We start from the raw sequence: 14,535 nt of genomic DNA, 5'->3' as shown, positions 1-14,535 counted from the left end.
CCCGAGTCTACTGCCCGCGCACTTATCACGCGAGCAGGTGTGTTTCTAAACAACGTAGACCGCCTCTGATCCGGAAGTTTCAGGGCATCGACACGACGACTTTACCCAGCACGGACCGATCTGCCAGCTTCACCAGCGCGTCTTGCGCTTGTTCCAGTGGGAAAGTGGCGCTGATTTGCGGTTTGATCTTGCCTTCGCCATACAACCTGAACAAATCGTTGATGTTTTGCGTGTGACCCGCTGGATCCCGGAACACGGATGCTCCCCAGAAGACACCGACAATTTGGCACCCTTTGAGAAGCGGTAGGTTGAGGGGTATCTTGGGAATTCCAGCGGGAAACCCGACTACAAGGTATCGACCATTCCACGCCATACTACGCAGTGCAGGTTCGGCATAGTCGCCTCCGACCGCGTCATAGACCACGTCCACACCCAAAGGTCCGGCCATTGCCTTGATTTCACCCGAAAAGGCTTTCTGCGCATCGCGGTCCATCTGATGGTCGTAGACGATCACCTCATCTGCGCCAATCTTACGGCAGAATTCGGCTTTTTCTTGCGAAGATACAGCCGCAATCACCCGCGCACCCTGTGCCTTTGACAATTCAATCGCAGCTGTCCCAACGCCGCCCGCTGCGCCCAGGACCAAAACAGTTTCGTCTGCCCGCAGGTGCGCCCGGTCTTTCAATGCATGGTATGAGGTGCCGTAGGTAAATATGAAACAAGCGGCATCCTCGAACGGCATCGATTGCGGAAACTTAACCGCTGTCGACGCCTTGATCGTCATATGAGTCGCGAATCCCCCATGGCCGGTCAAGGCAAGAACACGGTCCCCGACCTCGTAACCCGCGACATCCTCACCAATGGCCAGAACCTCACCTGCAATTTCGCCACCGGGTGCAAAGGGTCTGGGGGGCTTGATCTGGTACAGGTCTCGGATCATCAGGGTGTCGGGGTAATTGACCCCAGCGGCCTTAACGCCAATCAGCAACTCGCCTTTTCCCGGTTCCGGATCGGGCAGGGTGGTCAGTTCCAAAGTTTCCGGTCCACCCGGGGCGACGCTGAGTAAAGCTTGCATGTTGGCCCTATTGTCCTTGTTATTGATTCAGGAGGAAGTTTGGCGCAGCAGCGGGTGTTGTCAAGAAACCGACGAGGTGCAACCCTCGGTCGATCAGCAGCATGCGATTGCGCCAAATAAATGATCGAGGAGCACACTATGACGCCCGAAACCCTATTTTCCTTGCATGGAAAGACAGCATTTGTGACCGGGGGCGCCACGGGAATTGGACGCATGGCTGCTGAGGCATTGGTTCGGGCCGGTGCGCGGGTTCTAATTGCCTCGCGTAAGGCTGACGCGTGTGAAGCCGTCGCCGCGGAACTAAACGCTCTGGACGCGCCGGGAACCGCCGAAGGGTTCGGTGGGGACGTTGGGACAAAGGAGGGCATCGAAGCGTTGGCGTCCGAGGTTCAAAAGCGGACGGACCGACTTGATATCCTTATGAATAATGCCGGTGTATCTTGGGGTGCGCCGATGGGACAATTTCCCTATGAGGCATGGGACAAAGTCATGTCGGTCAACGTTGCGGGTATCTTTGATCTGACCCAAAAACTGTTGCCAATTTTGATGAAGTCCGGAACCCCCGAGGACCCGGCCCGCGTGGTCAATGTGGGCTCGGTGATGGGTGAGGTGCCAATGGGCGATGGCGCATACAGCTATTCGGCCTCGAAAGCGGCTGTATTGCATCTGACCAAGATCATGGCAAAGGAACTGTCGCCGTATCACGTGACCGTCAACGCGCTGGCTCCTGGTCCTTTTGTGTCGCGGATGACCGCCTTTGCAACGGCCGACACAGATACACGGGACAGGGTGGGTAAATCGGTTCCACTTGGCCGCGTCGGCAGCGAAGACGACATCGCAGGATGCATGCTGTTCCTGTGCGGCCGGGGAGGGAGTTATGTAACGGGCGCGGTCATTCCTGTCTCTGGTGGAATCAATGTTGTGACCGCCGGAAACATTTTCGCCGAAGCGCTTTAAGATCGCATTGGAGGGAGCTGAAATGGCGAATAGTTCGACATTGGACCTTGATGCTGTTGGTCGGTATCTCAGCGCACATTTGGAAGGGTATCAAGGCCCGCTGCAAGCCACCAAGTTCGATGTCGGGCAATCCAATCCCACCTTCGAATTGCGCACGCCTGCGAAGACTTATGTGCTGCGCCGCAAACCGCCCGGTACGTTGCTGAAATCTGCGCATGCTGTCGACCGTGAGTTTCGTGTTCAACGCGCGTTGGCAAACACCAACGTCCCTGTTCCTGCGATGTACCTGCTGTGCGAAGACGACGGCGTTATTGGTTCAGAATTCTACGTGATGGAACGTCTTCAAGGGCGCGGTTTTCTCGAGCCCACCATGGACGGCGAAAGCAATGAGACCCGAAAAGGGGTTTTCGCCGAAATGAACCGAGTGCTGGCCGAACTGCATATGGTCGATATCGACGCGGTCGGTCTGTCTGACTACGGGCCTCCTGGAAACTACTTTGAACGGCAGATAGCGCGGTGGACCAAGCAGTACCGAGCCTCGGAAACCGACCGGATCGATGAGATGGACAGGCTGATTGCCTCTCTTGAAACGTCGTTGCCTGTGGATGACGGGCAACGGACATTGGTTCATGGCGACTACAGGATCGACAACATGTTGTTCGAGCGTGACGGAACGCGCTGTATAGGTGTTCTTGATTGGGAACTATCGACAATCGGACATCCTTACGCAGACCTGGCCGCTGTCATCATGCAGTGGCAAATGCCGCCAGGAAAAGAAGGTCGCGGATTGGCAGGATTAGATCGAGAAAGCCTTGGTATCCCTTCGGACCATCAGTTTATCTCAGAGTACTGTGAGCGCCGAGGGCTTCCGGCCATCGACAATTTTGGGTTTTATCTTGCTTTCAACTTCTTCCGCATGGCCGGTATTTTGCAGGGCGTTTACAAACGTGCTCTAGACGGTAATGCCTCTGATCCGAAACGTGCTATGAAATTGGGATCTTATGTTCCGATGTTCGCGCAATATGGATTGATGGCGATGAAGGCATCCTAACGATTTTCAAATGCTGGCCCTATGCAAGTTCCAGTTCGAGGTTCCCCAAACTGTTCTTGCCGAAAAACATCTCGGGCCCGCTGAAGAGGGTCGGCACCCCGAACACTCCGCGCCTGACAGCAGCTCTGGTTTGATCCTTCAGCTGCTGTTTCACATCCGGACTGCTGATGGCTTCGCGTAGTTTGCGGACAGGCAAGCCGTTCTCTTGCAGGATTTCGGTTAGTACATTGATCTCATCAACTTTTTGCCCATGCACCCAAATTGCATCAAAAACAGATTTTATGTATCTGTCTTCCCATGATTTTCCAGAGGCATAAATCGCGCCGCGCATGGCGAATTTTGTATTGACTGGAAAATGTGGGCTCATGTGAAAGCTCAGGCCGCGGCGCCTGGCAAAACGATGCAAGTCATGCGTCAGATATGCTGTTTTTTGTCTGTTTTCGGAATAGGCGTGAAACGGGCCCCGGTTATTGGTGGCTTTGAATATTGTGCTTAGCAAAACCGGGACGTTGGTCACTGAAACATCGTGGCGATTCGCCAGTTCAGGAAGAACCTTGTGTGCCAGATAGGCATTTGGACTGCAAAAGTCGTAAACGAATTCTATGGTTTGTGTCACTTTTCTCACTCCCGACCGGTAATCGTTGAAAAAGCACTCACCACAAAAACGAATCTGTTGTGTGACGAGCTTACCATCTCGCCGCAGTATTCAGCCCATTCTAAATGGGTTTGTTTGAATTCCTCTGTTCATTTTGGGCGTCCTTGCGCAGTGTAAGGCACGTGTATTTCAGGAGACCTAGCCCCTATGATTTGTGCGCCTGGCTTTGACGCTGATCGATTGGATCGTATCCGGATCTGGATGCAACGCTACGTGGATGACCGGAAATATGCCGGCAGCTCGTTTCTCTTGCGCCAAGGGCAAGACGAGGTTCTGTTCCATGCTGCCGGACACCGCAGCAAAGAACATAACCTGCCATTCGAAAGAGATACGATCGCTCGCATTTATTCGATGACAAAACCCGTTACATCGGTCGCTGTTATGATGTTGGTTGAACAAGGGTTGATCCACTTAGATGCGCAAGTGTCCGACTTTATTCCCGAATTTCGGAATATTCAGGCGCTGATCCCCGGTGCAGAACGTCTGGATCAAACCGAGGATACGCAACCCCCGACACTGCACCATCTTTTGACCCATACCAGCGGTCTCAGCTATCCGTTCAACCCTGGCGTCCTTCCCGCAGCAATGAACGAGATGGATCTCATCTTTTCAGCCGACCAAGGCCTTCTTAAGGACCGGGTACGTGAATTGGCGACGCTACCGCTCGCGTTTCAGCCGGGCTCCCGTTGGGAATATTCAGTCGGGATAGACGTTTTGGGCCGCGTCGTCGAAATCGCATCTGGCCAACCGCTGGACAAGTTTTTCCCAGCTCAGATATTCGACCCGTTGGGAATGACCGAGACGGGATTCAGGGTTCCCAAAGGGGCAGGGGACAGGTTTGCGTCGCTCTACACACCCCTCTCCGGCGACGCCATGGCGCTGAACGCCGCCAAAGAAAGCACGGATACTCTGAGATTAGTGGACGAACCGGGCGCATCGCCGTTTGAACGAACCACCACATTCTCGGGCGGAGGAGGTCTGGTTGGAACGATTGACGATTACGCAAAATTTGCGGACATGCTCAGAAACCGAGGCAGCCAGAATGGGCAGCGTCTGCTGGGGCCAAAAACTGTAGACTTCATGATGGTCAATCACTTACCGGGTGACATTGCATCGATGGGCCCACAGAGTTTCGCCGAACAACCGATGGAGGGAACCGGGTTCGGTCTGGGTGGAGCAGTAGTTATGAACCCCGGCCGCACACGCACTCCGGGCTCGGTCGGAGATTTCAGTTGGGGTGGTATGGCCTCGACATTCTTCTGGTTGGATCGGGTCAATGACCTCACTGCCGTGTTCTTTACTCAGCTCTCGCCATCCAGCTCTTATCCGTCACGCGCTGAGCTCAAGGCGCTTGTCCTAGGGGCAATGATTGATTGATCGGAACAGCGCTGATACCTGTTTCACACGACTCAATCGGAGAGCTGTCATGACCGAAGCCGAACGCGTTCTGCTGGACCTGTTGAATGTCGAAAGGCTGGAGGTTGACTTGTATCGCGGCACCGGGTCCGGCGGTGAAACGCCCAAACGGATCTTTGGCGGGCAGGTCGTATCGCAGGCCCTTGCCGCAGCGTACAGGACCGTCGATGATCGGTTATGCCATTCGCTTCATGCTTATTTCATAAGGCCGGGTGATCCAAGCATTCCCGTTATTTATCAAGTGGATCGCGCCCGAGATGGAGGTTCGTTCACTACCCGCCGCGTGGTCGCCATACAGCATGGCAAACAGATTCTGAACATGTCTGCTTCGTTCCATATTGTTGATGAAGGTTGGGATCATCACCACCCAATGCCCACGATGGAGGCGCCTGAAAATTATCCAGCGCGCACCGATCTGAGGAACAAGTATGTCGATCTTGTTCCTGAAAAATTGCAGGGTGAGTTATTGCGAGAGCGTCCGATCGAAGTTCGTGAGGCAAGCCATTTAAATCCTTTTGCGCCGGAAAAGTCCGACGATCGAAATCAGGTATGGTTTCGGATGAATGCCGCAGCACAAGCAGATCAAATCACACAACAACTCCTTCTGACTTACGCGTCGGATATGTATCTGATGAGCTCGGGGATGCGCCCCCATGGGTTAAGCTGGTTCACCGGCGAAGTGAATGGTGCCAGCCTGGACCACGCGCTTTGGTTCCATGCACCTGTTCATTTTGAGAACTGGCATCTCTATGCGATGGATTCGCCTTGGACCGGGCGAGGGCGCAACTTCAACCGTGGATCAATCTATTCTCAAGATGGCACACTGGTCGCTTCGGTTGCGCAAGAAGGTTTGATGCGCAAAGCCAAGAGGACAGTTTAGTTGTTCTCGATAAACACTTGGTTTAACTTCCGCATTCCGCCAAGCCAGCGCTCATAGTCTCCGGCTTTGTGTCGGATGTATTCCAACACCTGAGGATGCGGAAGGATCAGAAATTGCTCGGCCTCTATGCCTTTGACGCATGCATCAGCAACGTCCTCCGGCTCAAGCATGCCATCGATTGAGGCAACCGAGGTCTCATGACCTTTGGTCATAGCGGATCGGACGGCCTGAGGACATAAGACAGACACGCGCAATCCGTTGTGACCATATGTCAAAGACAGCCATTCGGCGAAACCAACGGCGGCGTGTTTGGTGACGCCGTATGGTGCTGCGCCGGGCTGATTCAACAATCCGGCTGCAGACGCAGTCGTAAGGATGTAGCCGCCGCCACGCGACACCATGCGCGGCACCAGATGGCGCGCGGTCCAAACATGAGACATGACATTGATCTTCCAGATCCTGTCCCAGTCCTCGTCGGGGACATCCAGACCTCCTAACGTCAAAATACCGGCATTTGCGCAGAAAAGATCAATGGGCCCAATGTCTTCTTCGACGGTATTGATTAAGTCTCTGACGCTGCCTTCACTGGATACGTCGCAGTGAAATGCGTGGCCACCAATCTCATTTGCAATGTCCGCAGCACCGGCGTGATTGAGATCCGAGCAAACAACCGTCGCACCTTCGGCAGCAAATCGACGGGCGAGACCTTCGCCGATACCTCCGGCTGCACCTGTTATAACGACGGTTTTGTCATTCAGTTTCATGAATCACTCCAGAGCCACGGGTTCAATTCGTGATCCTATGGTATTGGTAAAGAATGAAAAGTTGCATTTCATTCCACGCATAGAATTACCATAATACCAATTACGCGATATTTAGTAGAAGGCTTGTAAGCCCGTTTGCGCGCGCCCAAGGATCAACGCGTGGACGTCATGGGTGCCTTCATAAGTGTTTACGGTTTCGAGGTTCACCATATGCCGGATCACTTGGAATTCGAGCGATATTCCGTTGCCGCCATGCATGTCCCGCGCCAACCGTGCGATGTCCAAAGCTTTACCGCAGTTGTTGCGCTTGACGAGCGAGATCATTTCAGGCGCAGCTTCGGCTTGGTCCATAAGACGTCCAACCCGCAGGCTGCCTTGAAGCCCAAGTGCAATTTCGGTTTGCATGTCGGCCAGTTTGCGCTGGAACAATTGTGTCTGGGCCAAAGGTTTGTCGAATTGCTTGCGATCCAACCCATATTGACGCGCAGCGTGCCAGCAGCATTCAGCGGCCCCCATAACTCCCCAGCTGATGCCATAGCGTGCGCGGTTAAGGCAACCAAAAGGACCTTTCAGGCCCTGAACATGCGGCAACAGTGCAGTCTCGTCCACCTCAACGCCGTCCAGAACGATTTCTCCGGTGATCGAGGCGCGCAGACTTAGTTTGTTCTGTATCTTCGGCGCGCTCAGACCCTTCAGCCCCTTGTCTAGGACAAATCCACGGATTTTCCCACCATGGGCGTCGGACTTGGCCCAGACTACGAAAACATCCGCAATGGGCGCGTTCGATATCCACATTTTGCTGCCGGTCAAACGGTAGCCACCATCAATTTTCTCGGCGCGGGTCTTCATACCGGCCGGATCCGAACCCGCATCAGGCTCGGTCAGGCCAAAACAGCCGATCCATTCGCCGCTGGCCAGTTTCGGAAGGTATTTGCGGCGCTGCTCTTCGCTGCCATAGGCATAGATCGGGTACATAACCAGCGAGCTTTGAACCGACATCATGGAACGATAACCCGAGTCGACACGCTCAACCTCGCGCGCAACAAGGCCGTATGAGACGTACCCGCCCCCTAGCCCGCCGTATTCCTCGGGGATCGTCGTTCCCAGCAGGCCCATCTGGCCCATTTCGCGGAAGATTTCAGGGTCCGTTTCTTCATTCTGAAACGCCTCGGTGACGCGTGGTTGCAGCTTTTCCTGCGCGTAGGCCCGCGCGCTGGCCTCGATCATGCGTTCATCTTCTGTAAGCTGATCTGTCAGCCGGAACGGATCGTCCCAAGCAAACCGGCCCATGTCCGGAGCATCCTTGGCGCGCAGGGTCGGTTTGGTATCGGGGGCATTCATGGTCCATCTCCGCTCTGTCAGGTTTGACGCAACCTAGCTTTACCGACGGGTAAAAGACAGAAAGAGTTTGGCAATACCTTATGAGAAAAACTCATAAGGTAACATGCGCCCTACCCCAACGCGTAACCTGCGCCCCGAACAGTTCTGACCGGGTCTGCACCGCCATGCTGGGTCAAAGCCTTTCGCAGGCGACCGATATGCACGTCCACGGTGCGTGTATCGACATAGATGTCGCGTCCCCACACCCGGTCGAGCAGTTGTTCGCGGCTCCAGACACGGCCGGGTTTTTCCATGAACGTGCTCAGTAGCCGGAACTCGGTTGGGCCAAGTTTCAGCGGCTTGCTATTGCGACTGACTTTATGCGTTTCCGAGTCCAGGATGATATCGTCAAACTCTAGCCGAATGCCAACAGTCGCCGGGCGCACACGGCGTAATTGCGTGCGCACACGGGCCATCAGTTCGACCACCGAGTACGGCTTGACCACATAGTCATCCGCACCGGTTTCCAGACCACGAACCTTGTCGACCTCTTCCGTGCGGGCCGACAACATGATGATCGGAATTGAACGTGTGTCAGGGCGTGATTTGAGGCGGCGGCAGACTTCGATCCCGCTCAGGTTGGGCATCATCCAGTCCAACACGATGATATCCGGGCTGTCTTCATCCACCAGCAGCATGGCTTCGTCACCGCTGGCGGCCTTGGAGACGCGGAACCCTTCTGCCTCGAGGTTATAGGCCAGCACTTCACGCTGTGCTGGCTCATCCTCAACGACCAGAACTGTAGGCTGATCTGCAGACATTGATCAGATCTCCTGCGGGATTTGGGACGTCGTGTCCGCCTTTGGGCGGGCCTCGGTCGGGCGTTCGCCGGTCACCAGATAGACAACCTGCTCCGCGATCGCGGTGACATGGTCACCCATGCGTTCGATGTTCTTTGCGATGAAATGCAGGTGCATACAGGACGAGATGTTGCGCGGGTCTTCCGCCATGAAGGTCAGAAATTCCCGGAACAACCCATTATACATCTGGTCCACTTCTTCGTCGCGGTTAATGACGTCGGTCGCCAGTTCCGCGTCGCGCTGGATATAAGCGTCCAAAGCGTCGCGAAGCATCCGCTCGACTTCGCGCGCCATGCGGCGCAGGGCGGCGGCGCTGCCGTTGATCTCGCCCGCATTGACCAGTACCGTCGTCCGTTTGGCGATATTCTTGGAATAATCACCGATACGTTCAAGGTTACCGGACACTTTCAAGACAGAAAGGACCAGACGCAAGTCGCTCGCAGTCGGCGCTCGCAGCGCGATCAGACGCGCGGTTTCCTCGTCAATCAACTCTTCCAACGCGTCGATGGCCTTGTCGCCCTGCCGGACTTCTTGGGCCAATTCTTCGTCTCGGGTCTCCAGTGATCTCGCGGCGCTCATGATGGCGGCCTCGACCAGCCCGCCCATCTTCATGATATGAGCCTGAATCGCCTCGAGGTCGCGGTCGAATGCGGATGCAATATGTTGTTCGCTCATGGTCTGATACCTGTCCTCAGCCGATCCGGCCGGTGATATAGCTTTCGGTGCGGGGATCTTCGGGGTTGGTGAAGATTTGCCCCGTCTCGCCGAATTCGACGAGGTTGCCGAGGTGGAAGAATGCGGTTTTCTGGCTGACCCGCGCGGCCTGCTGCATCGAGTGGGTCACGATCACCACCGAATAGCGCGAGCGCAGTTCGTCTATCAGTTCCTCAACCTGCGCAGTTGCAATCGGGTCCAGGGCCGAGCACGGCTCGTCCATCAGCAGAACCTCAGGCTCGGTCGCGACGGCGCGGGCAATACATAGGCGCTGCTGCTGACCGCCTGACAGGCCGGTTCCGGGGGCGTCCAGACGATCCTTGACCTCATCCCAGATCGCACCGCGACGCAGGGATTTCTCAACGATCTCATCCAGTTCCGCCTTGTTCTTGGCAAGGCCGTGGATGCGGGGGCCATAGGCCACGTTGTCATAGATCGACTTGGGGAACGGGTTCGGCTTCTGGAACACCATGCCCACCTTGGCGCGCAGCTGCACCGGGTCGACGCGCTTGTCATAGATATCCTCGCCATCCAGCAGGATATCGCCCTCGACCCGGCAGATGTCGATCGTGTCGTTCATCCGGTTCAGGCAGCGCAGGAAGGTGGACTTGCCGCAGCCCGACGGGCCGATGAATGCGGTCACGGTCTTGTCTTCAATCTGAACATCCACGTCCTTGATGGCGTGGGTGTCGCCGTAATAGACCTGAACCTTGTTCGCGGCGATTTTAATGGCTTTGGAGTCCACGGCTCTCTCCACTCGTGTCATGTCGTTCATAATAAGCCCCTTACCAGCGGCGTTCAAAGCGGCGGCGCAGGATGACCGCGATGGTGTTCATTGTCACAAGGAAGATCAACAGAATGATGATGCCCCCCCATGCGCGTTCGTAAAAGGCTGGGTCGGCGCGTTTGGACCATTCGTAGATTTGTGCAGGCATGGCCGAGTTCGGAGACAGGAAGCCCGCCACCAGCCCGTCGGGCGGGTTCGAGGCGATAAAGCCCACCATCCCGATCAGTAGCAGCGGCGCGGTTTCCCCCAGCGCCTGTGCCAGACCGATAATGGTGCCGGTCAGGATGCCGGGCGCAGCCAGTGGCAGAACATGGTGGAACACCGCCTGCATTTTCGAGGCCCCTACCCCCAGCGCCGCATCTCGGATCGACGGCGGAACCGCCTTGAGCGACGCGCGGGTCGAGATGATGATCGTCGGCAACGTCATCAGCGTCAGCACCAAACCGCCAACCAGCGGCGCCGAGGTCGGCAGGTGCATGTAGTTGATGAAGACAGCCAGACCCAGAATACCGAACACGATCGACGGTACGGCGGCGAGGTTGGATATGTTCACCTCGATGATATCTGTCAGCCGGTTCTGCGGCGCGAATTCCTCAAGATAGATCGAGGCCGCGACGCCAATCGGCAGCGCCAAAGCCAACACGACGAACATCATGAACAGAGAGCCCAGCATCGACACGCCGATCCCAGCGGCCTCGGGCCGTTGGTCGGAGGCGTCAGAGCCGAAGATGAAATCGGGGTTGAACGCTTTGTACAAAACACCCGCATCCCGCAATTGATCTACGAAATCCAGCTGCGCCACCGTGATGCTTTTGTCATTGGCAATGGAGCCGCGGGTCACGCGGCCCTTCATGTACCCATCGACGCGGCTGTTGACCAGAAAGCGGAAGCTGACGGTTTTGCCGATCTCATCAGGGTTTGCGATCACATAGTTCCGCAGTTCAGCCTGTGCGGCTTTGGACAAGATCTTACCCATGTCCTTGGGCGAAAGATCGGTCTGGATACCCAGCTCTTGCACTTCCATCTCAATCGCCGAGGCGATCAGCGGGGCGTAGCCAAAGGTCGAGACCTTCTTGATATCCTCGATATTGCGGTTGCCCATCTTGTCCAGCTTGTCTTCTTTCAGCTCAACATTCAGTTCAAGGAACGTCTGCTGGAACGCGCCGGTGCCTGCGGTCACAATGTTTGTCACCAGCACGATCAGCATCAGCAGGCCGATACCGATGGCAGCAATCCCATACATCTTAAACCGGGATTCAGCCGCATTGCGTTTTTTGGTACGGGCATCCTTTTCGAACAGCGATCCGTGTTTGGAAGGTGCCGCAGGTGCTGCGCCGGGGGTTTGGGAAATATCGGTCATTCGTACTGCTCCCGGTATTTGCGCACGATGTAGAGGGCGAAGATATTCAGCCCCAGCGTGATGATGAACAAGGTCAGACCCAGCGCGAAGGCTACCAGCGTTTCGGGGCTGGCAAAGTCGGTATCGCCGGTCAGCTGGCTGACGATCCGGGTTGTGATGGTAGTCATCGCCTCGAACGGGTTGCCCGAGAATTTGGCGATTGCACCGGCGGCCATCACAACGATCATCGTCTCACCGATAGCGCGGCTGGCGGCCAGCAGGATCGCACCCACGATCCCCGGCAGTGCGGCCGGCAGCACCACCTGACGGACGGTTTCGGAGTGCGTCGCGCCAAGACCCAACGAGCCGTCGCGCATCGACTGGGGCACCGCGTTGATGATGTCATCGGACAGCGACGACACGAATGGGATCAGCATGATGCCCATAACCAGACCCGCCGTCAGAACCGCGTTGGAACTGGCCATCCAGCCCACTCCGAATGCACCGCCTTCGCCGAACACTGACACTAGCGCGGGGCCAACTGTCAGCAGGGCAAACAGACCGTAAACAATGGTCGGGATACCGGCGAGGATCTCCAGTAACGGTTTGGCAATCGAGCGGGTCGCACCCGATGCATATTCGGACAGGTAGATCGCTGCGAACAGGCCGATTGGCACCGCCACTAGAAGCGCAATCAATGAGATATAAAGCGTGCCCCACAACAGCGGTAGGATTGATAGTTCCGAGCCCCCTCGGAAGTTCGGGGCCCAGGTACTGCCGAAGAAGAAATCCTTCCACGAATGCAGCTGGAAGAAGTTCATCGTCTCGAACAGCATCGACAGAACGATGCCCACGGTCGTCAGGATCGCGATGGACGCAGCCAGCAGCAGCAGCGCTAGAACGCCCTGTTCTACCACGTTACGCGCGCGGAACTCCTTGTGCGTACGGATATAGGCAAAGGCCGCGCCCAACAGTGCGACCGCGAGCACGATCACCTGCATCGCCACCGAACCGGTTCCGGTCATGCTGCGATAGGTTTGTGCAGCAACCAGAATGGGTTGCGTGATATCCTGCGTCAGCACCTGCCCTGCGTCTTTCAGCGTTTGGGTCAGCTGCGCGATGTCAGCATTTGCGTCTTGAGCCTGCGCCTGCGTCAAGGCACCGACGGCCACCGCGCCCTCAAGACCATCCGCCACCCGGCGGACCTCGCTCATGATCAGGCCCCGGTCGGACCCTTCGGGAATCGCGCTGTCGGGGATCATGCCCGTCACGGTGCTGTTCACGAAAACAGGTTGCGCCAGCAACCAGACAATCAGTACCCCGATGGCAGGGACCAGCGCCGTCAGCGCGACATTGTAGCCATAGTAGGACGGCAGTGAGTGCAGATCACGCGCATCCCCTCCGGCACTTGCCAGAGCACGGGACCGGCCCGTGAAAAATCCGATCACTGCCAGTGCAAGCAGGATGATCAACAGCCAGGATAATGCCATGGGAACTCCGTGGGGATGGCAGTGGTGGAGTCAAAAAGAACCGGGGCGCGCGAAACGCCCCGGTTCTAAAGTGTTAAAGGCTTAGGAGCCGCCGCCCAGAACGGTTTCGTTCGCAACAGCTTCCTGAACTTTTACCAGCTCGGGATCCGAAACCAGACCGTATTCGGCCAGCGGGCCATCGGGGCCTGCGATCTCGTCCGCAACGAAGAACTCAGCATATTCTTTCAGGCCAGGGATCACGCCGATATGGGCTTTCTTGACGTAGAAGAACAGCGGACGCGACACAGGGTATTCGCCGGTTGCGATCGACTCGGTCGAAGGCACGATGCCGGACATGGTCGCAACCTGCAGCTTGTCGGTGTTGTTCTCGTAGAACGCCAGACCAAAGACGCCGATGCCGTCTTTGTTGCTGTCGATACGTGCCAGAGTTTCCGTGTAGTCGCCGTCAATGTCGACTGACACGCCGTCGGTGCGGATCGCGATGCACTGTTTTTCGGCTGCTTTCTTGTCGTCGCCGGCTGCTGCCTTGAACACTTCGAAATCGCCCAGGTGCTCACAACCTGCCAGGATGACCTTGTCTTCGAACACTTCACGGGTGCCGTGCTTGGTGCCGGGGATGAAGGTTGCGATCGGCTGCGCCGGGAAGTCCGGGTTTACGTCGGCCCAGGTCTTGTTGGGGTTGTCGACAACTTCACCGTCTACGACGATTTTCGCGGCCAGCGCTTTGTACCAGTCTTCCGGCGTGAACTCGAAAGAGTTGCCGTTGATGTCGGATGCGAAAACGATGCCGTCATAACCGATCTGAACTTCGATGATGTCGGTTACACCGTTTTCGGCGCAGGCTTTGATCTCTTTTTCGCGGATGGCGCGCGATGCGTTGGCCACGTCGATGGTGTTTTCGCCAACACCTTCGCAGAAGCGCTTGAGGCCAGCCGAGGAACCGCCCGATTCAACAACCGGTGTCGGGAAGTCAAAGTTTTCACCGAAGGCTTCGGCAACGATTGAGGCGTAAGGCAGAACGGTCGAGGAACCGGCAACCTGAACTTGATCACGTGCAGCAGCAGTAGTGGCCGAAACGGCAGCAATCGCCAGAGCAGAAGCCGACAGTTTTACAAAGGACATCTCAGTCTCCTTGAGAAAGATAACAAATGATCACCCCCATGATGATCTTGGGCGAACCCCTAGAAGCCGCGCGTAAGCCTTTTGTGACAAGTTTGTAACGGTTTT

Annotated in this window: 14 protein-coding genes; 4 read left to right on the top strand and 10 right to left on the bottom strand. The window is 56.2% G+C overall.

Annotated elements, in window-relative coordinates:
• Positions 1–79: 79 nt before the first annotated feature.
• A complete protein-coding gene (locus ACR0DX_RS12040; RefSeq protein WP_170354183.1) occupies positions 80–1,075 on the bottom strand; it encodes an NADPH:quinone oxidoreductase family protein in 996 nt (331 codons plus the stop codon).
• Between the two features lie 138 nt (positions 1,076–1,213).
• On the opposite strand from ACR0DX_RS12040, the gene ACR0DX_RS12035 reads away from it, so the two are divergent.
• Complete coding sequence (locus tag ACR0DX_RS12035; protein ID WP_170354182.1) at positions 1,214–2,032, top strand: SDR family oxidoreductase; 819 nt, start codon at positions 1,214–1,216, stop codon at positions 2,030–2,032.
• A gap of 22 nt (positions 2,033–2,054) precedes the next feature.
• The gene (locus tag ACR0DX_RS12030) at positions 2,055–3,083 is read left to right on the top strand and encodes a phosphotransferase (protein ID WP_170354181.1); all 1,029 of its coding nucleotides are present in this window, start codon (positions 2,055–2,057) and stop codon (positions 3,081–3,083) included.
• 19 nt (positions 3,084–3,102) lie between these two features.
• Here the strand turns inward: ACR0DX_RS12030 and ACR0DX_RS12025 are convergent, their stop codons facing one another.
• Complete coding sequence (locus ACR0DX_RS12025; protein WP_480846254.1) at positions 3,103–3,699, bottom strand: DsbA family protein; 597 nt, start codon at positions 3,697–3,699, stop codon at positions 3,103–3,105.
• Positions 3,700–3,939: 240 nt separating this feature from the next.
• Between ACR0DX_RS12025 and ACR0DX_RS12020 the strand changes: the two genes are divergently transcribed.
• A complete protein-coding gene (locus tag ACR0DX_RS12020; protein ID WP_480846252.1) occupies positions 3,940–5,115 on the top strand; it encodes a serine hydrolase domain-containing protein in 1,176 nt (391 codons plus the stop codon).
• Between the two features lie 49 nt (positions 5,116–5,164).
• Positions 5,165–6,034, top strand: coding sequence for an acyl-CoA thioesterase (locus tag ACR0DX_RS12015; protein ID WP_170354178.1), 870 nt, complete (start codon positions 5,165–5,167; stop codon positions 6,032–6,034).
• On the opposite strand, the gene ACR0DX_RS12010 is transcribed toward ACR0DX_RS12015, so the two are convergent.
• The 8 genes from ACR0DX_RS12010 to ACR0DX_RS11975 all read right to left on the bottom strand — a co-directional run bounded on the left by ACR0DX_RS12010 (position 6,031) and on the right by ACR0DX_RS11975 (position 14,430).
• Positions 6,031–6,798, bottom strand: a complete 768-nt coding sequence (locus ACR0DX_RS12010; protein ID WP_170354177.1) for an SDR family oxidoreductase — start codon at positions 6,796–6,798, stop codon at positions 6,031–6,033. The genes ACR0DX_RS12015 and ACR0DX_RS12010 overlap by 4 nt on opposite strands.
• A 111-nt stretch (positions 6,799–6,909) precedes the next feature.
• Positions 6,910–8,139 (bottom strand): acyl-CoA dehydrogenase, encoded by a 1,230-nt coding sequence (locus ACR0DX_RS12005; protein ID WP_170724302.1) that lies wholly within the window; start codon positions 8,137–8,139, stop codon positions 6,910–6,912.
• 110 nt (positions 8,140–8,249) lie between these two features.
• Complete coding sequence (gene phoB / locus ACR0DX_RS12000; protein WP_170354175.1) at positions 8,250–8,939, bottom strand: phosphate regulon transcriptional regulator PhoB; 690 nt, start codon at positions 8,937–8,939, stop codon at positions 8,250–8,252.
• A gap of 3 nt (positions 8,940–8,942) precedes the next feature.
• On the bottom strand, positions 8,943–9,653 hold the full coding sequence (gene phoU, locus ACR0DX_RS11995; RefSeq protein WP_170354174.1) for a phosphate signaling complex protein PhoU: 711 nt from the start codon (positions 9,651–9,653) through the stop codon (positions 8,943–8,945).
• 16 nt (positions 9,654–9,669) lie between these two features.
• The gene (gene pstB / locus ACR0DX_RS11990) at positions 9,670–10,467 is read right to left on the bottom strand and encodes a phosphate ABC transporter ATP-binding protein PstB (protein ID WP_170354173.1); all 798 of its coding nucleotides are present in this window, start codon (positions 10,465–10,467) and stop codon (positions 9,670–9,672) included.
• Positions 10,468–10,477: 10 nt separating this feature from the next.
• A complete protein-coding gene (gene pstA / locus ACR0DX_RS11985) occupies positions 10,478–11,839 on the bottom strand; it encodes a phosphate ABC transporter permease PstA (protein ID WP_170354172.1) in 1,362 nt (453 codons plus the stop codon).
• Positions 11,836–13,308: a phosphate ABC transporter permease subunit PstC gene (gene pstC, locus ACR0DX_RS11980; RefSeq protein WP_170354171.1), complete on the bottom strand. Its 1,473-nt coding sequence runs from the start codon at positions 13,306–13,308 to the stop codon at positions 11,836–11,838. The genes pstA and pstC overlap by 4 nt, the downstream gene beginning before the upstream one ends.
• 81 nt (positions 13,309–13,389) lie before the next feature.
• Positions 13,390–14,430 (bottom strand): substrate-binding domain-containing protein, encoded by a 1,041-nt coding sequence (locus ACR0DX_RS11975; protein WP_170354170.1) that lies wholly within the window; start codon positions 14,428–14,430, stop codon positions 13,390–13,392.
• Positions 14,431–14,535: the final 105 nt, after the last annotated feature.

The sequence above is a fragment of the Ruegeria sp. D3 genome, assembly GCF_056534465.1.
This window is presented reverse-complemented; position numbering and strand designations above follow the sequence as displayed.

Bases quoted from the DNA above. Each gene is read 5' to 3' on its own strand.
- ACR0DX_RS12040 (WP_170354183.1), bottom strand. From the start codon at position 1,075: ATGCAAGCTTTACTCAGCGTCGCCCCGGGTGGACCGGAAACTTTGGAA.
- ACR0DX_RS12035 (WP_170354182.1), top strand. From the start codon at position 1,214: ATGACGCCCGAAACCCTATTTTCCTTGCATGGAAAGACAGCATTTGTG.
- ACR0DX_RS12030 (WP_170354181.1), top strand. From the start codon at position 2,055: ATGGCGAATAGTTCGACATTGGACCTTGATGCTGTTGGTCGGTATCTC.
- ACR0DX_RS12020 (WP_480846252.1), top strand. From the start codon at position 3,940: ATGCAACGCTACGTGGATGACCGGAAATATGCCGGCAGCTCGTTTCTC.
- ACR0DX_RS12015 (WP_170354178.1), top strand. From the start codon at position 5,165: ATGACCGAAGCCGAACGCGTTCTGCTGGACCTGTTGAATGTCGAAAGG.
- ACR0DX_RS12010 (WP_170354177.1), bottom strand. From the start codon at position 6,798: ATGAAACTGAATGACAAAACCGTCGTTATAACAGGTGCAGCCGGAGGT.
- ACR0DX_RS12005 (WP_170724302.1), bottom strand. From the start codon at position 8,139: ATGAATGCCCCCGATACCAAACCGACCCTGCGCGCCAAGGATGCTCCG.
- phoB (WP_170354175.1), bottom strand. From the start codon at position 8,939: ATGTCTGCAGATCAGCCTACAGTTCTGGTCGTTGAGGATGAGCCAGCA.
- phoU (WP_170354174.1), bottom strand. From the start codon at position 9,653: ATGAGCGAACAACATATTGCATCCGCATTCGACCGCGACCTCGAGGCG.
- pstB (WP_170354173.1), bottom strand. From the start codon at position 10,467: ATGAACGACATGACACGAGTGGAGAGAGCCGTGGACTCCAAAGCCATT.
- pstA (WP_170354172.1), bottom strand. From the start codon at position 11,839: ATGACCGATATTTCCCAAACCCCCGGCGCAGCACCTGCGGCACCTTCC.
- pstC (WP_170354171.1), bottom strand. From the start codon at position 13,308: ATGGCATTATCCTGGCTGTTGATCATCCTGCTTGCACTGGCAGTGATC.
- ACR0DX_RS11975 (WP_170354170.1), bottom strand. From the start codon at position 14,430: ATGTCCTTTGTAAAACTGTCGGCTTCTGCTCTGGCGATTGCTGCCGTT.